Source organism: Streptomyces gelaticus (assembly GCF_014649535.1).
GTDB lineage: Bacteria > Actinomycetota > Actinomycetes > Streptomycetales > Streptomycetaceae > Streptomyces > Streptomyces gelaticus.
Window position 1 is genome coordinate 273,689 of sequence record NZ_BMTF01000002.1, and the last position, 16,194, is coordinate 289,882.

General features: G+C 72.5%; 17 protein-coding genes and 1 pseudogene. 10 read left to right on the forward strand and 8 right to left on the reverse strand.

All coding sequences use genetic code 11. The features are described 5' to 3' along the window. Nucleotides 1-49: 49 nt before the first annotated feature. Entirely contained in the window at nucleotides 50-508 is a 459-nt protein-coding gene (locus IE107_RS03955) for a DoxX family protein (RefSeq protein ID WP_189541067.1), read from the forward strand. Here the strand turns inward: IE107_RS03955 and IE107_RS03960 are convergent. Beyond that, complete coding sequence (locus IE107_RS03960; protein ID WP_189541069.1) at nucleotides 502-849, reverse strand: hypothetical protein; 348 nt, start codon at nucleotides 847-849, stop codon at nucleotides 502-504. The two genes, IE107_RS03955 and IE107_RS03960, sit on opposite strands and share 7 nt — an antisense overlap. Nucleotides 850-1,092: 243 nt before the next feature. Between IE107_RS03960 and IE107_RS03965 the strand changes: the two genes are divergently transcribed. The 3 genes from IE107_RS03965 (at nucleotide 1,093) to IE107_RS03975 (ending at nucleotide 6,419) form a co-directional block, all read left to right on the forward strand. After that, nucleotides 1,093-2,097: a slipin family protein gene (locus tag IE107_RS03965; protein WP_189541071.1), complete on the forward strand. Its 1,005-nt coding sequence runs from the start codon at nucleotides 1,093-1,095 to the stop codon at nucleotides 2,095-2,097. Between the two features lie 90 nt (nucleotides 2,098-2,187). Continuing rightward, entirely contained in the window at nucleotides 2,188-5,118 is a 2,931-nt protein-coding gene (locus tag IE107_RS03970; RefSeq protein WP_189541074.1) for an SCO1167/SCO6262 family helicase, read from the forward strand. Continuing rightward, nucleotides 5,115-6,419, forward strand: coding sequence for an SWIM zinc finger family protein (locus IE107_RS03975; protein WP_189541076.1), 1,305 nt, complete (start codon nucleotides 5,115-5,117; stop codon nucleotides 6,417-6,419). Before IE107_RS03970 ends, IE107_RS03975 begins: the two co-directional genes overlap by 4 nt. A gap of 56 nt (nucleotides 6,420-6,475) precedes the next feature. Here the strand turns inward: IE107_RS03975 and IE107_RS03980 are convergent, their stop codons facing one another. Further along, the gene (locus tag IE107_RS03980) at nucleotides 6,476-7,054 is read right to left on the reverse strand and encodes a TetR/AcrR family transcriptional regulator (protein ID WP_189541078.1); all 579 of its coding nucleotides are present in this window, start codon (nucleotides 7,052-7,054) and stop codon (nucleotides 6,476-6,478) included. A gap of 87 nt (nucleotides 7,055-7,141) precedes the next feature. On the opposite strand from IE107_RS03980, the gene IE107_RS03985 reads away from it, so the two are divergent. Further along, entirely contained in the window at nucleotides 7,142-7,690 is a 549-nt protein-coding gene (locus IE107_RS03985; protein ID WP_189541080.1) for an HXXEE domain-containing protein, read from the forward strand. 76 nt (nucleotides 7,691-7,766) lie between these two features. On the opposite strand, the gene IE107_RS03990 is transcribed toward IE107_RS03985, so the two are convergent. Then, nucleotides 7,767-8,282 (reverse strand): DUF3574 domain-containing protein, encoded by a 516-nt coding sequence (locus tag IE107_RS03990; RefSeq protein WP_229866676.1) that lies wholly within the window; start codon nucleotides 8,280-8,282, stop codon nucleotides 7,767-7,769. A gap of 266 nt (nucleotides 8,283-8,548) precedes the next feature. On the opposite strand from IE107_RS03990, the gene IE107_RS03995 reads away from it, so the two are divergent. Both IE107_RS03995 and IE107_RS04000 read left to right on the forward strand, forming a co-directional pair. Next, a complete protein-coding gene (locus tag IE107_RS03995) occupies nucleotides 8,549-9,280 on the forward strand; it encodes a DUF7873 family protein (protein WP_189541082.1) in 732 nt (243 codons plus the stop codon). A 32-nt stretch (nucleotides 9,281-9,312) separates the two neighbouring features. Then, nucleotides 9,313-9,398 (forward strand): annotated as a pseudogene (locus tag IE107_RS04000). A gap of 275 nt (nucleotides 9,399-9,673) precedes the next feature. On the opposite strand, the gene IE107_RS04005 reads toward IE107_RS04000, so the two are convergent. Next, nucleotides 9,674-10,324, reverse strand: a complete 651-nt coding sequence (locus IE107_RS04005) for a peptidase (protein WP_189541084.1) — start codon at nucleotides 10,322-10,324, stop codon at nucleotides 9,674-9,676. A 13-nt stretch (nucleotides 10,325-10,337) separates the two neighbouring features. Further along, nucleotides 10,338-11,549: a pyridoxal phosphate-dependent aminotransferase gene (locus IE107_RS04010; RefSeq protein WP_189541085.1), complete on the reverse strand. Its 1,212-nt coding sequence runs from the start codon at nucleotides 11,547-11,549 to the stop codon at nucleotides 10,338-10,340. Nucleotides 11,550-11,635: 86 nt separating this feature from the next. On the opposite strand from IE107_RS04010, the gene IE107_RS04015 reads away from it, so the two are divergent. Beyond that, on the forward strand, nucleotides 11,636-12,304 hold the full coding sequence (locus tag IE107_RS04015; protein ID WP_189541087.1) for a winged helix-turn-helix transcriptional regulator: 669 nt from the start codon (nucleotides 11,636-11,638) through the stop codon (nucleotides 12,302-12,304). 66 nt (nucleotides 12,305-12,370) lie between these two features. Here the strand turns inward: IE107_RS04015 and IE107_RS04020 are convergent, their stop codons facing one another. Next, entirely contained in the window at nucleotides 12,371-12,736 is a 366-nt protein-coding gene (locus tag IE107_RS04020) for a nuclear transport factor 2 family protein (RefSeq protein WP_189541089.1), read from the reverse strand. Between the two features lie 282 nt (nucleotides 12,737-13,018). On the opposite strand from IE107_RS04020, the gene IE107_RS04025 reads away from it, so the two are divergent. Continuing rightward, entirely contained in the window at nucleotides 13,019-13,675 is a 657-nt protein-coding gene (locus IE107_RS04025) for a nucleoside/nucleotide kinase family protein (protein WP_189541091.1), read from the forward strand. Between the two features lie 63 nt (nucleotides 13,676-13,738). Here the strand turns inward: IE107_RS04025 and IE107_RS04030 are convergent, their stop codons facing one another. Further along, nucleotides 13,739-14,653, reverse strand: coding sequence for a carbohydrate kinase family protein (locus IE107_RS04030; protein WP_189541093.1), 915 nt, complete (start codon nucleotides 14,651-14,653; stop codon nucleotides 13,739-13,741). Next, entirely contained in the window at nucleotides 14,650-15,615 is a 966-nt protein-coding gene (locus IE107_RS04035; RefSeq protein ID WP_189541095.1) for a pseudouridine-5'-phosphate glycosidase, read from the reverse strand. Before IE107_RS04035 ends, IE107_RS04030 begins: the two co-directional genes overlap by 4 nt. Before the next feature lie 189 nt (nucleotides 15,616-15,804). On the opposite strand from IE107_RS04035, the gene IE107_RS04040 reads away from it, so the two are divergent. Beyond that, a complete protein-coding gene (locus IE107_RS04040) occupies nucleotides 15,805-16,167 on the forward strand; it encodes a cupin domain-containing protein (protein ID WP_189541097.1) in 363 nt (120 codons plus the stop codon). The last annotated feature ends 27 nt before the right edge of the window (nucleotides 16,168-16,194 follow it).

A 16,194-nucleotide genomic window follows, 5' to 3' on the forward strand; every position in this document is an offset into this window, starting at 1 on the left:
GCTGCTTCGTGAGCGACACGCTGCGAAGCCTTCCCCCGAGGAGACCTGGATGCCGAAGTCCACACTTGCCAGGAACACCCCCGCCGCCGATTCGGGCACCCGGGCCGAGGGGCGCGGCCGCGGCGCCGTCGCGCTCGCCGTCGCACGGGTCGTGCTCGCCCTGTTCCTCGGGTTCAGCGCGTTCGCGAAGCTGACCGCCCATGAGTCGGCGGTCGAGAGCTTCGACCGGATGGGCTGGAGCCAGTTCGCCATGTACACCATCGGGGGGCTGGAGATGGCGGGGGCGATCGCCCTGCTGATCCCGGCCCTGGCCGCATTGGCGGCGATCGCGCTCTGCGGGCTGATGGCGGGTGCCTCCGTCGTCCAGCTGACGCTGCTGGACCGGGCGAACGCGATCATGCCGGCGCTGCTCATCGTGGTGCTCGTGCTGATCGCCCGGGAGCGGTGGGACCGGACGGCCGCCCTGGTCGCACTCGTACGCGGGCGTGCCCGGGGTTCTCGTCAGTGAACGGTGCTGTAGCTGCGCCACGGCAGGGCGGAGAGCCCCTTGACATCGCTGAGCATCGTCGCGAGGTAGGTCGTCCCCGGACCGGTGCAGTCGCGCGTGCGGTACAGGATGATGTCGATCAGGGTGCCGTTGTTCACTGCCGTGGCGCCGGAGGGGGCGAGCCGGTGGCAGCCCTTCACCGACGGGCTGTTGACCATGATCACGGCGCCCCGCCCCGTCGTATAGGTGATCGGTCCGACCGCGGTCCGGCCGAGGCCGGAACAACCTGCGACGGTGAGGGTCAGGAGCGCGGTCCCGGCTGCGATGCCGAGACGGCGGCGTCGGGGAGCGATCACGGGCATGGGCGGGTCCTCGTCTACGAAGTGCGTGCTGACGCTGGACACCCTGCCGCCTTCTCGGCGCCCCGGCATCCGGTGCGCGGCCGGCGGGGGGACGGCCGCACACGGTGAGGGCCCATCCATGTTCATATTGGCCGAGACTGGGCATACCGTGGTATTAGCGGCTGAATCGTACGGATCTCTTGATCCGTTGGATTCGGTCGGCTTCGGTCAGCTCGGTCAGTTTCCGGCTTTCAGGGGGCCGTCATGGTCCAGGATCTCGTGATCGCGATAGTCGCGGCGGCCTCGGCGGGTGCGCTGTACCTGGCCGCGGCGGCCAAGGTCGTCAAGCAGTACGAGCGGGGCGTCGTGCTGCGGCTCGGCAGGCTCCGTGACGACGTACGGGGACCCGGTTTCACCATGGTGATTCCCGGTATCGACCGGCTGCGCAAGGTCAACATGCAGATCGTCACGATGCCGGTGCCCGCGCAGGACGGGATCACCCGGGACAACGTGACGGTGCGGGTGGACGCGGTCATCTACTTCAAGGTCGTCGACGCGGCGAGTGCCGTGGTCCAGGTCGAGGACTACCGGTTCGCGGTGTCGCAGATGGCGCAGACCTCGCTGCGGTCGATCATCGGCAAGAGCGATCTGGACGACCTGCTGTCCAACCGCGAGAAGCTGAACCAGGGCCTTGAGCTGATGATCGACAGCCCCGCGGTCGGATGGGGCGTGCAGATCGACCGGGTGGAGATCAAGGACGTCTCGCTGCCGGAGACGATGAAGCGCTCCATGGCGCGTCAGGCCGAGGCCGACCGTGAGCGGCGTGCCCGCGTCATCAACGCGGACGCCGAGCTCCAGGCGTCGAAGAAGCTCGCCGAGGCAGCCGGGCAGATGTCCGCCCAGCCGGCCGCGCTGCAGCTGCGTCTGCTGCAGACGGTGGTGGCGGTCGCCGCGGAGAAGAACTCCACGCTGGTGCTGCCGTTCCCGGTGGAGCTGCTCCGCTTCCTGGAACGGGCACAGCAGCCCGCGCAGCAGCAGCTGACCTCGCCGCCGCAGAGCGCCCAGCCGCCGCGGCCGACGCCGCCGCAGCGCCACGCGCAGCCTCCCCGCCCCACCGCTCAGCCGCAGCGACCCGTGCAGGCCCAACGTCCCGCCCCGGCCCAGCAGAGGCCGCAGCAGCCGTCTGCGGCGGGGCCCGCGCCTGCTCCCGCGCCCCCGGCCGCGGTTCCCGCACGGCCGTCCCGTGCGAAGCCGCTGGCCAAGCACTGAGGACCGGTTGTCGGACCCCCCGCCTAGACTCGCAGGAGTCATGACGATCAAGGCGGTCAAGAGGACCGGCGCGGGAGGGGAGGGGGACCGATGACCACGGCACCACACCGGCAGGACGCCTCCGCCGCCGGTCTCGTGCGCTGCGCCGCCGTCTTCCTGCCCGCACCGCTGCCGAGGGCCGGGAGCATCGCCTTCTGGGACCCCGACGGCGGTCCCCTCCCGGAGCCGGGCGAGGTCTGCGGGCACCCCGCGGACCCGGGGAGCCCGGCACCCGGCGCGCGTGCGGGGCAGATCACGGTCGTCCGCCGGCACGGGCAGGGGGACGGCGTCCGCCGCCGTACGGTTCCCGCGGTCCTGCTGCCCGTCGCCGACGCGCTCCCGCTGCTGGCCCGGGCCCGGCACCAGGAGTCCGCCCACCCCGCCACGCGATGCTGGGGCGCCGCCACACTCCAGGCGCTCAACCTGGCCGCGCGCGGCAGACTCCTCCCCGGTCTGACGGACGACGACCACGACGCCTGGCGGGCAGGGCCGCGCGACGCCGAGGACATCGCCCACCTCCGGGCGATAGCCGCCGCCATGCCCGCGGAGGGCCACGCGGTCCCGCTGCCGGACCGCACGCCGCTCCGGGTCCCCGAGCCGCAGTGGCTGCTCGGCTCGTTCCTCGACGCGGTCGCCGACACCCTGCCCCGTACGCCCGCCGCGGCGTACGCGATGGGGACGCCCTTCGCGGCCCGCGAGGCCCAGCACCTGCCGGGGGCGCGGGACTGGGCGGTCGAGGTCGCGGCCGGGCTCGACGCGGGCGTACGGGTGTCGCTGCGCCTCGACCTGTCGGCGTACGAACTCTTCGACACGGCCGACACCTACGACACCGCCGACGCCACCGGCTCCGCAGGGGCCGATGCCGCCGCCGCGCGGCACGCGGCCGCGGCCATCACCCAGGTGCACAGCCTCGCCGACCCGACCTACGTCACCGACGCCGCCGCGCTGTGGAACGGCGGGGCGGGCGAGCCCTTCGGCCCGCGCGCCAGGATCGACGCCGTGCTCGCCCTGCGCCGCGCCGCCCGCGTCTGGGCGCCGCTCGAGCGGTTGCTGGACCAGCCGGTGCCCGATGTGCTCGCCCTGACGGAGGACGAGCTGTACGAGCTGCTCAGCGACGCCGGAGCCCGGCTGGCGGCGGCCGGAGTGAGCGTTCACTGGCCCAGGGAGCTCGTCCGTTCGCTCACCGCCTCCGCCGTCGTGCGGCCCGCGCCCGGCTCGGCCACCGACGGCACCTCGTTCTTCGACGCCGAGCAGCTCTTCGCCTTCAACTGGCAGTTGTCGCTGGGCGACGAGCAGCTCACCGAGGCGGAGATGGACCTCCTCGCCGAGGCCCACCGGCCGGTGGTGCGCCTGCGCGACCAATGGGTCGTCGTCGACCCCGCGCTCGTACGCAAGGCACGCAAGCGGGAGCTCGGCCTGCTCGATCCGGTCGACGCCCTCGCCGTCGCCCTGACCGGCACCGCCGAGGTCGACGGCGAACAGGTCGAAGCCGTGCCCGTCGGCGCGCTGGCCGCGCTCCGGGAGCGCATCACCGCCGACCACGCCGCCATCGCACCGCCGCCCGGCCTCGACGCCACACTCCGCGACTACCAGCTGCGCGGTCTGGCCTGGCTGGACCGGATGACCTCGCTCGGCCTCGGCGGCTGCCTCGCCGACGACATGGGCCTGGGCAAGACGATCACCCTCATCGCCCTCCATCTGCACCGCGCCCGTCCCGCGCCCACCCTGGTGATCTGCCCCGCCTCCCTCCTGGGCAACTGGCACCGCGAGATCAGCCGATTCGCTCCCGGTGTCCCCGTGCGCCGCTTCCACGGCGCCGACCGCACCCTCGCCGGGCCCGACGGCGGCTTCGTCCTCACCACGTACGGCACGATGCGTTCCAGCGCCGCGCAACTGGCGGGCCACAGCTGGGGACTGATCGTCGCCGACGAGGCCCAGCACGTGAAGAACCCGCAGTCCTCCACGGCCAAGGCGCTGCGCACCATCCCGGCCCCCGCCAGAGTCGCCCTCACCGGCACCCCGGTGGAGAACAACCTCTCCGAGCTGTGGGCCCTGCTCGACTGGACCACCCCCGGACTGCTCGGCCCCCTCAAGTCCTTCCGGGCCCGGCACGCCCGCACCGTCGAGAGCACCGGCACGGCCGCCGGGCTCGCCAACGACGAGGCGGTCGAACGGCTCGCCCGCCTGGTCCGGCCCTTCCTCCTGCGCCGCAAGAAGTCCGACCCGGGCATCGCCCCCGAGCTGCCGCCCAAGACGGAGACCGACCACCCCGTCTTCCTCACCCGCGAGCAGGTCACGCTCTACGAGGCGGCGGTCCGCGAGACGATGGCGTTCATCGAGGCGTCCGAGGGCATCGCCCGGCGTGGTCTGATCATGAAGCTGCTGGCCTCGCTCAAACAGATCTGCAACCACCCCGCGCAGTATCTGAAGGAGGAGCCGACCCGCCTCGTCGGCCGTTCCGGAAAGCTTGCCCTGCTCGACGAACTCCTCGACACGATCCTCGCCGAGGACGGCTCCGTCCTGATCTTCACCCAGTACGTGACCATGGCCAGGCTGCTCTCCGCCCACCTCGCCTCACGTGCCATTCCCTCCCAGCTCCTGCACGGCGGTACGCCGGTCGCCGAGCGGGAGCGGATGGTGGACCGCTTCCAGTCCGGCGAGGTCCCCGTCTTCCTGCTGTCCCTCAAGGCGGCGGGCACCGGACTGAATCTCACCAGGGCCGCCCACGTCATCCACTACGACCGCTGGTGGAACCCGGCCGTCGAGGAACAGGCCACCGACCGGGCGTACCGCATCGGCCAGACGCAGCCCGTCCAGGTCCACCGGCTGATCGCGGAAGGCACCGTCGAGGACCGGATCGGCGAGCTGCTGGAGGCGAAGCGTGCCCTGGCCGACACGGTCCTCGGCACCGGCGAGACCGCGCTGTCCGAGCTCAGCGACCGCGACCTGGCCGATCTCGTCTCGCTCCGGAGGCCCGCATGAGCCCCCGCCCGCCCACCGGCCACGGCCCCCGCCCCGCCGTGCGCCCACGGCCAGGCCCCGACGACCTGCGGCGCACCTTCGAGGCCGTGCCGCCCCGCGCCGGCGACGGCGACGACCCCTTCGCGGACAGCTGGTGGGGCCGTGCCTGGGTGGACGCCCTGGAGGCCCTCTCGATGGACGAGGGCCGGCTCTCCCGCGGCCGGACGTACGCCGACAGCGGCAAGGTCGCCGCGATCACCGTCACCCCCGGCCGGGTCGTCGCCTACGTCCACGGCAGCCGCCCCCGCCCCTACCGCTGCGAACTGCGGCTGCGCACCCTCACCGACCCCGACTGGGACACCTTCCTCGACGCGGTCGCGGCCCGGCCCGGCCATCTCGCCGCGCTGCTCACCAAGGAGATGCCGCACTCGCTGGCCGACACGGCGGCCGAGGCCGGAATCGGGCTGCTGCCCGCAGCGGGGGACCTCGACCCCGGCTGCTCCTGCCCGGACCACGGCTGGCCCTGCAAGCACGTGGCCGCGCTCTGCTACCAGATGGCACGGCTCCTGGACGCCGACCCGTTCGTCCTCCTGCTGCTGCGCGGCCGGGGCGAGAGGGAACTCCTCGAAGAGCTGGGCCGCCGCAACGCCGCGCACTTTGCCCGGGAACGCCCCACGGCCCCCGCCACCCCTTCCGTGCCAGCGCGCGAAGCCCTCGCCGACCGCTACCTCCCGCCGCTTCCCGCCCCGCTGCCGGTGCTGCCGCATCCCGCACAGCCGCCCTCGTATCCGAGCCTGCCCGGTGCACGTGACCCGCTCGCCCTCGACCACCTCGCCACGGACGCGGCGGCCCGCGCGCACACGTTCCTCACCACCGGTGCCGACCCGCTCGCCGGACTCACCCCCTGGCAGGACGCGGTGCGCCTGGCCGCGTCCCGTCCCACCGCCGGGCTCACCGCCACCACCCGCGCCCTCTACCGCGAGCTGGCGTACGCCACCGGCCGCACCACCACCGACCTGGCGAGGGCGGTCGCGGCCTGGCGCCAGGGCGGCGCCGAAGGGCTGGCCGTCCTCGAAACCCCCTGGGACCCCCCGGCCGGCCCCTTCGACCGGGCCCGCCCCGCGCTCGCGGCAGCCGGCTTCCCGCGCTTCCAGCCCCGGCGCAACCACCTCACCCACCCCGGCGGCACGCTCCAGCTCCGTTTCGGCCACGACGGCCGTTGGTACGGCTACGAATCCGAGCCGGGCGAGGACGACTGGTGGCCCCGCGCCACCCCGGACACCGACCCGGTGAGCGCGCTCATGGAACTCGGCGGAGGCTGAACCCGGCCCCGGCCGCGGCACAGTACCCGACCGGACCGCGCCCGCCCCCGGCGAGGTCAGCGAGGCAGTACGGCATCGACGACATCCCGGGCGAAGTCCGGCGGTACCGGCTCGCGGCGGAGCAGCACCCGCATCCAGACCGCCCCCGCGATCAGGTCCAGCAGCAGCATCGGGTCGGCGTCCACGGGGAGTTCGCCGCGGGCGGCGGCGCGGGTGAAGACCGGCTGTTCCCGGGAGAAGCGATCCGCGAAGAAGTCGCGGGTGAGGGCGGCGAGTTCGTCGTCGGGCAGGCCGGTGCCCGCGGTCATGGCGCGGGCCACGGGTTCGGTGCGCCCGTCGGTGAGCAGACGGGTGATCTGTTCGGTGAGGGCGATCAGATCACCGCGGAGGCTGCCCGTGTCGGGGATGTCGATGTCGAGGACCCGGGCATGGATCAGGGCCGCCCGCAGGAGCGCCGGCTTCGAGGGCCACCAGCGGTAGATCGTCGTCTTGTTGACCCCGGATTCCTGGGCGACGGCCTCGATGGTGAGCCGGGCGTAGCCGCGTTCCGCGAGATGGCGCAGCGTGGTGTCGAAGATCGCCTCCGCGGCGCGGGGGCCCCGGCCCGGGCGGCGGTTCACGGTCGGGTCGGGCATGGGCACTCCAGGGAAATGCAACGCAACGTTGCGTTGCGTTGTAGGGTGCTGTCATCGTACTTCGTACTACGACGCAGGGGGCCCGGTATGGCGGAGGCAACGGTTTCCAAGGCGGTGACCTGGGGGCTTTTCGCCGCCTGGGTGGCCAATGACCTGGAGGAGCTGGCCACCATGGCCGGCTGGTCGCGGGACGCCCGGCCCGGCCTCCAGGAGCGGTTCCCGCGAGTGCCCGAAGCGTTCTGGGAGCGGATGGAGCTCTCGCAGCGCGATGTCACCGTCGCGATCGGCCTCATGGGCGGGGTCATGGCGGCGGCGTCGGCGGAGGGAGCGCGCACCGGCGGCCGCAGTCCGTTCTTCCGGACCGTGCTGGTCGGCTTCGGCGTGCACGGTGTCGCGCACCTGGTGCAGTCGCTGGCCTACCGGGGCTACACGCCGGGGGTGGTCACGGCGCCGACGGTCGTCATCCCGTACTCGGTCTGGGCCGTGCGGCGGCTGAAGGCGGCCGGGATCACGAGTGACGGCGCCGGCGCGAAGGCTGCGGCGCTGGCGCTTCTCCCGGTGACCGTGGCGGGAGTTCACGCGCTGGCGCACCGGATCAACCGGCCGCGCGGGCGCGGGGCCCGCGCGGCGATGTGACCGGGCGGCGGAACGGCCGCGCGGCCGCCGCGCACCGGAGGGCGACGGCAGGGTGCCGGAAGACGGTGACCGGGTGTCAGAAGTCCGCGGTCGTGCGCTCTTCGATCCGGGCCACCGAGTCCTGGGCGTAGGACTTCTCGTAGGCGTCCCGGATGCGCTCGATCCGGGCGTCGCGCACGCGGGCCTCGGACGCGGGGTAGAGCAGGGTCAGTTCGTAACTGCGCTCCCGTTCGACGACCCCGTTGGAGTCGCGCCACTGCCCCCGGCCCTCCTGGATGGTCAGCCCGTTGGGGAAGCGCGGCGTGACCTCCTCGTCGACGAACGCGAGGAACTGGCGAACCGTCACATCGGGTCTCCCGTCAGGACGTTCGGTGCCGAAGAGGAGCCGGGTCTCGATGTAGGCCTCCCCGCGCGAGGCGAACGCCCGCGCCGTGGTGTGCGAGACCGCGGGCGCTCCGTCGCCGAGTGTGGCGTACGCGACGGGCGTTCCGGCGGCCAGTACGGTCAGGGCAGCGGCCGTCGCGGTGAGCGCGGTGTGCTTCTTCGGGCCGGTGAGGCTCTTGGGGACGGTGATGCGGGGAAGACGAGGCAAGGCGGGGACCTTCGTTCGGTGCCTGGGAACGGCGGTGGCGGATGGAGTCCGGACGCGGGCGGGGGAGAGGCCGCGAGGGCGGAGCCCGTGCGCGAGCGGGGGCCTCGGGCGGTGGCGCGCACATGCGCGGGCCTCACTGTCGCAAGCGGTCCCGGCCGGGCGGCGGCAAGGACATGTGCATCCGGCGGAAACCACCCGTACGGAGAGGGATGGGCAGTATGAAAATCGTTTGTTCCGACCGGATCGCCGTTGCTAGCTTCCTCGTTGTGGCGAAACTCAATCAGATCATCGCAGTGGAGAAGGGCGTCAAGTCCAAGGCCCACCAGGACCTGTCGGCAGCACATCACGGCCTCCAGAAGACCGGCCTGCTGGCCGGGATCTCCCGGACGTACCAGCCGAAGGACGAGGAGGGCGAGCAGCTGCCGCCCGAGTCGACGCTGGTGCAGATCAAGGCCGAGGACGTGCTGCGGGAGACCGCGGCGACCCTCACCCGGCTCTTCGATGTGACCGCCACGAAGGACTGGGCCAACTGCACGGCCCGCGCGGACGTGAAGGTCGACGGGCGGGTGCTCGTGAGCGATGTGCCGGTCTCGTATCTGCTCTTCCTGGAGAAGCAGTTGACGGACCTGACCACCTTTGTCCGCAAACTACCGGTGCTCGACGCCGCGGAGGCCTGGACCCAGGACCCGTCGACGGACTCCTGGAAGACCGAGCCGGTGCGGACCCTCCGTACGAAGAAGGTGCCCCGCAACCACGTGAAGGCGGAGGCCACCGACAAGCACCCGGCGCAGGTCGAGGTGTACTACGAGGACGTCCCGATCGGGTACTGGACGACGGTGAAGTTCTCCGGCGCCCTTCCCGCACGGCGCGTCAACGAGCTGCTGGACCGGGTGGAGAAGCTCCAGCAGGCCGTGAAGTACGCCCGCGAGGAAGCCAACGGCGCGGAGGTCACCGACCAGCGGGTGGGTGATGCGGTATTCGGTTACCTCTTCGGGTGACCGACCATTGATTCCCCGGCCGACTCATTTCGGCCGGGGTGCGCGAGGAGCGCAAGCTGAAACTGAAGCTTGTCGTGACGACGCGGTTCCAGTGGAGGTTCGATTCCTCCCCCCGGCATTACGCGCTCTGCGCACATGAACGGGCCGGGGTAGCCCAAATGGCAGAGGCAGACCGCGATCAATCTCAGACTCTTGCTCCAGACTCAGCATTCGCCACCCATCGCCGAATCAAACGGGCCCGTGCCCATGGGCGTCGAGATGCCGGTTCGACTCCGGCTCGCAGAGCTTCGATCTGCGGTCGTCTAAAGGCAGGACGCGGCGACATAAACCTGACGCGGGTCCTTAAAAGTGTCGGCGTGCCGAACGGGTGGCACACCAGGGCTCGGGGGCCGGCTACGCCCCCGGGCCCGCTCCCGTTCCGGACGGCGCGCCGCTCGCGGGCAGCGACACCCCGCGCCCCGCGAAGAAGCGCTCGAAGTCGGGCAGTGCGAGCTCTGCGGCCCGCGTCCCCGCCGTCGTGCCCGACGGGTTGTGGAAGTGGACGCCCGTGCCGTCGGCCGTACGGGACGTCAGCAGCAGCAGATGCCCGCCCCGCCCCGGAGCCGGCCGCCCGGGGTACCGGATTCCGTGGTGCACCGAAGCCATGACCGTACGGCCGCCGTCCAGCAGACCAGGAATCTCCTCCGGTGTGAGACGGGGGTGCACCATGGCGTCCACGCCGTGCACCTCGCGTGCGTACTCGGCGAAGGGGGCGTAGATCAGCCCCCGGATCCCGCCCTGCGCGTCCTCGGTGTACGCGCCGTACCGGAGCGCCCCGTCGCGCAGCGCGAACAGGGACGGGGCCCCGGCGCCGAGCGCCATGCGCAGGCAGGTCATACCGCACAGATGACCCGCCCAGCGCGCGTACTCGGCCGGTGACCGCGCCCCCGAATCCGCCCACGCCGGGTCGGTGGCCGGATCGAGCCCGTCCTCCACGATCGGGCCGACCAGCCCGGACGAGGCGAACTGGGTATGGACGGGAAAGCGGCACGTGGAGCAGGTCACCGGGGGCATCCGATCACTGGCGGTATCCGGTCAGGAAGCGGCCGATGCGGCTGATCGCCGCGTCGAGATCGTCAGCGTACGGGAGGGTGAGGATCCGGAAGTGGTCGGGCCGCGGCCAGTTGAAGCCGGTTCCCTGCACGACCTGGATCTTCTCCCGCAGCAGCAGATCCAGTACGAACTTCTCGTCGTCGACGATGCGGTGCACCTTCGGGTCGAGGCGCGGGAACGCGTACAGCGCGCCCTTCGGCTTCACGCACGACACCCCGGGGATCTCGTTCAGCTTCTCCCAGGCGCGGTTGCGCTGTTCGTGCAGCCTGCCGCCCGGCACGACCAGCTCCCGGATCGACTGCCGGCCGCCGAGCGCGGCCTGAATGGCGTACTGCGCGGGTGCGTTGGGGCACAGACGCATGGAGGCGAGCGTGGTCAGCCCCTCCAGATAGCTGCGGGCGTGCTGCTGCGGGCCGGAGACCACCATCCAGCCGGAGCGGAACCCCGCCACGCGGTACGTCTTCGACAGACCGCTGAACGTGAGGCAGACCAGGTCGGGGGCGAGGGCCGCCACGCTGTGGTGCTCGGCGTCGTCGTACAGGATCTGGTCATAGATCTCGTCGGCGAACACCATCAGGCCGTGCCTGCGCGCCAGATCGAGGATGCCGTCGAGAATCTCGCGCGGGTAGACGGCGCCGGTCGGATTGTTCGGGTTGATGATCACGACGGCTCTGGTGCGGCCGGTGATCTTCGAGGCCATGTCGGCGAGGTCCGGATTCCAGTCCGACGCCTCGTCGCAGGCGTAGTGCACGGGCTTGCCGCCCGCGAGGGTCACCACCGCGGTCCACAGCGGGTAGTCGGGGGACGGGACGAGCACCTCGTCGCCGTCCTCCAGCAGTGCCTGGACGGCCATCGAGATCAGTTCGGAGACGCCGTTGCCGAGGAAGATGTCGTCGACCCCGACGTCCGCCAGCCCCATCGCCTGGTAGCGCTGCGCCACCGCCCGGCGGGCGGACAGGATGCCGCGCGAATCCGTGTACCCATGGGCCTGGGGAAGCATCCGGATCATGTCCTGGACGATCTCCTCCGGCGCCTCGAAACCGAAGAGCGCGGGGTTGCCCGTGTTGAGCCGGAGCACGCTGTGGCCCGCCTCCTCCAGGGCGTTGGCGTGCTCGATGACCGGGCCCCGGATCTCGTAACAGACCTCGTCGAGCTTGCTGGACTGCCGGAACTCCATGCGGTGGCCTCCCCGACCTGATTGCGATACTTGGTTTTACCAAGCTCGGGCTTGGAAAGTCCAACATCATGTCTAGACTGCGTCGCATGCCACGTCAGCAACAGTCCGCAACACGCCCGGTCCGCCGCCGGAGCTACGACCAGTTCTGCGCCACCGCGCGTGCCCTCGATTCCGTGGGCGACCGGTGGACCCTGCTGATCGTCCGTGAACTGCTGGCGGGCCCCCGCCGCTACACCGACCTCCATGCCGATCTGCCGGGCGTCAGCACGGATGTGCTCGCCTCCCGGCTCAGGGACATGGAGCAGAGCGGCCTCGCCACCCGTCGGCGGCTCCCGCCGCCCGCCGCCGCCTCGGTCTACGAACTGACCGCGCGCGGCCGCGACTTGATGCCGGTGCTCGCCGCGCTCGCCGAGTGGGGTGCGCCCGCGCTGGCCGAACGGCGGGCCACCGACGCGGTGCGGGCCCACTGGTTCGCGCTCCCGCTGCTGCGCGCGCTGGACGGGCTGACCCATCCGGGGATCGTCGAAGTTCACCTGGACGAGGGCGAGTTCCATGTGCGTGCCGGTGGTGCGCAGGACGGAGCGGCGGTCTACGGGGACGGCCTTGCCGCCCGCGCCGACGCCCGTGTCGCACTCGATATCGAGGTCTGCCTGGAGCTGGCGCGGGGCGGGCTGACCCTGGCCGAGGCCGTCAAGGACGGGCGCGTCGAGGTGTCGGGCGACGGGCCGCTCGCCGCCGAGCTGCGCGGCGAGTGACGGCCCGGCCCGAAGGGTCGACCGCCACCGGCTCCGGTGCGGCCACCGGCGGCGGTCGGCCGGACGTCAGTTGGCGAGCGTCTCCCCGTACGCCCCGAAGCCGGAGATCACCAGCCCGTCCCGGAAGGTCAGCACCTCACTGACCCGGCCACCGATCTGGTTGCGGTAGTCGATCACCAGGGCGTGGACGCTCGCCCGGACGTCCACCAGCTCGAACCGCAGCTCGGGGATGCGCTCCAGACCCGTGGCCCAGTACGCGCGCAGCGCCTCCTTGCCGTGCACCGTGCCGGACGCGTCGCCGGTCATCTGCGCGATGACAGGTGAGCTGAACGTCACGTCCTCGTGATAGTGCGTCAGAATGCGTTCCAGATCATGGGAGTTCCAGCCGTCCAGCCACTCGGCGGCGAACGTGCGGGCGAATTCGAGGTCCATGGGGAAGATCGTAGGAGGCGGACGCGCCGGGGACGGAGCGTTTTCGGGCGACGGGGAATGGCGGCCTGAACGGGGAGGACCGTGGGATCCGACGGGCGGGTGTGCACTCGGCCCGGCGCGGCGCGCCGCGTTCGCGCAGGAGCTGGTGGGGCGTTCACCGCGTGCTGCCCGGCCCACGGGCGGAACTGCGGGGATCGCTCGGCCGGTTTCCGGATCGGCGCGGCGGGGACCGGTGAGGCGGCGCGGACGCGACGGGAGCCGGCGCAGCGTGATGATGGTGGGGTGCGATTCGAAGCGATCACGTGGGAGCGGCTGGCCGAGGCCTTCGCCGCACATGCCGATGCCCTCGGAGCCGGCGACGGCGGGCCCTGGCTGAAGGTCGCCGTCGACGGCGCTCCGGCGGCCCGTACCGGGGAACTGGCCGAGCACGTCGCACAGGCGCTGCGGGTCCGGGGCCGTGCGGTGCTGGTCGTGTCCACCGAGGGATTCCTGCGGCCGGCGAGCCTGCGGTACGAGTACGGCAAGGAGGACCCCGACTCGTACTACGACAGCTGGTTCGACACGGGCGCGCTGTGGCGCGAGGTCTTCGGGCCGCTGGAGGCCGGCGGGAGCGGACGGGTGCTGCCCGATCTCTGGGATCCGGCGACCGACCGGGCCACCCGCAGCCCGTACCGCTCGCTGCCCGAGGGCGGAGTGCTGGTGGTGCACGGCCCGTTGCTGCTGGGGCACTGGTTCCCGTTCGATCTGAGTGTCCATCTGCGGCTGTCGCCGGGCGCGCTGCGGCGGCGCACCGAGGAGGGCGAGCGCTGGACCCTGCCCGCTTTCGCGCGGTACGAGGACGAGGCGGCGCCCGGCGACCGCGCGGACGCGGTCGTACGGGCCGACGATCCACTGCACCCGGCCTGGACCGGGTGGGCGGGGTCGCGGCCGGACGTGTGATCACGGGACGGAGCCGTGGGCCGGTGTTGTGGTCACGGGCGGGGCCGCGGATCGGTGTTGTGGTCATGGGGTGGGCCTTCGTCCTGGGCCGGGGCGGCCGCCCACGGTGGCGACCGCCTCCGCTCCCGCCCGGCAGCCCGCTGCCACGGCCGAGGCGTCGTCCGCCCCCGCCAGGTGCGCCGCGAGGAAGCCGCCGGTGAAGGCATCGCCCGCACCGGTCGAGTCCACCGCTCCGCGCACCAGGACAGCCGGGACGTGCCCGGTCACCGCGCCCGCGACGGCGAGCAGCGCCCCGCTCTCGCCGAGCGTGACGACCACCCGGCCGGCCTGGAGGCTCAACTTGGCCGCCGCGTCGGCGGGCTCGGGCAGCCCGGTGAGCAGCCGGGCCTCGTCCGCGTTGGGCAGCAGCAGATCGGCGCCCTCCGCGGCGGCCAGGAACCGGTCGGCGCCCAACTCGGCGAGGAAGCCGGCCGAGGCCGGATCGATGCTCACCGGGATCCGTCGCCGCCGCGCCTCCCGCAGGGCGAGCAGGGCCGTCGCCCGGCTCGTCGCGGCGAAGAGGAGGTAGCCGGAGAGGTGGAGATGCGCGACGCCGTCCAGCATCGACGGTGACCAGTCGTCGGGGCAGAGACGGAGCACGGCACCGCTGTCGGTGAGGAAGGTGCGCTCGGCGGCGGAGTCGACCAGCGCGACGACGGTGGCGGTCGGCACGTCGTCGTCCACGGCCAGCAGGCTGCGCACCCCCGCCCGCCGCAGCGCATCCCGGTGCCAGTCCGCGCTGTCGGCGCCGACTCTGGCCAGCAGCCGTACGTCGGCGCATCCCGAACGTGCCGCCCAGCAGGCGACGTTGGCCCCCGCCCCGCCGGGCAGGGTGCGGATCCGGGCCGCGGTGTCCGTACCGCGGACCAGGGCCGTCGCGTGCCGGGCCACCACATCCGTGACCACGTCCCCGACGACGAGCAGGCCCCCGTCGGTCATCGCCGGGCCGCCGGGTCCTGGGGCGCGGTGGCCCACGCGCCGGAGATCCGTGCGGCAAGCGACACGTTTCCGCGCACGGCCGCCAGATTGGCCTCCAGCGAAGCGCCCCCGGTTCCCCGCACCAGACGGTCCAGCAGGAACGGTGTGACGGCCTGGCCCTCGATGCCGCGTTCCCGGCACTCCTCCAGCGCCTCGGTCAGCACACGGTCGTGGAGCGCGGGATCCAACTGGTCCGCCACGGACACGGGATTGGCGACGATCAGCGCGGAGCCGGGACCGCCGAGCACGTCCTGGGCCCGCATCACCTCCGCGACCTCCCCGGGCGTCCGCACCGTCCAGTCGACCGGCTCGCCCGAACTGGTCAGATAGAAGCCGGGGAAGCGGTCGGTGCCGTAGCCGAGCACCGTGACGCCCAGCGTCTCCAGGCGCTGGAGCGTGGCCGGGACGTCCAGGATCGACTTCACCCCCGCACACACCACGGTGATGCCGGTCCGTGCGAGGAGCCGGAGATCGGCGGACTCGTCCTGGGTGCGGGTCCACTCCCGGTGCACGCCGCCGAGGCCGCCGGTCGCGAAGACGCGCAGGCCGGCGCGGGCGGCCAGGAACGCCGTCGCGGACACGGTCGTCGCCCCGCTCGCGCCCGTCGCCAGGGCCGGCGCGAGGTCCCGGTGCCCCAGCTTCCGCATCGCGGGGTCCGTGGCGACCCGCTCCAACTGGCCCTTGGCCAGGCCGATGTGGGCCCTTCCGTCGAGTACGGCGATGGTCGCGGGCACCGCGCCCGCGGACCGGACGAGCCCTTCGAGCTCCTCGGCGACCCGCAGATTGCGCGGGCGCGGCAGGCCATGGGCGATGATCGTCGACTCCAGGGCCACGACGGGGTGGTGCGTGGCGAGGGCCGCCCGTACCTCGGTGGAGAGGGCGGGGGCGCAGGGATGTGCGCTGTGCGACGCGTTGGATGACATGTCCACATCTCTGTCGCGGGCGCGGGCGCCTCAAACGTGCGCCCGGGGAGGCGGCCTGTGCGGGACGGCCGGGCGGGACCGCTGGGCGGGACCGCTGGGCGGGCGGCCGGGCCGGCCGGGATTCCGTCGACCGGCTTTGGCGCATCCTGCCGCCGAGTCGCCTTTCAGTGGTCGCTAAGGTGACCGGCCATGACCACATTTGATCAAGCTCCCGCGTCGTTCGTCGTACACATTCCGGATGCCGAACTCGAACCGGAACCGCTCGACCCCGCCCAGATCGTCTCGGGCGAGCCCGTGGTGACCGGCAAGGTGCTCTGGGAGTCCCCCGACGGCAAGCAGGTGCGCGGGATCTGGCAGATCACGCCCGGCGTGGTCACCGACACCGAGGCCAACGAACTCTTCGTGGTCGTCAGCGGGCGCGCGACCGTGGTGGTCGAGGGCGGCGCGACGCTGGAGCTCGGGCCCGGGGACGCCTGCGTGCTGCGCGAGGGCGACCGTACGACGTGGACCGTGCACGAGACGCTGCGCAAGGCGTACCACATCAGCCTCTGAAGCTCCTGGAGCTGCCCAAAGCTCCGG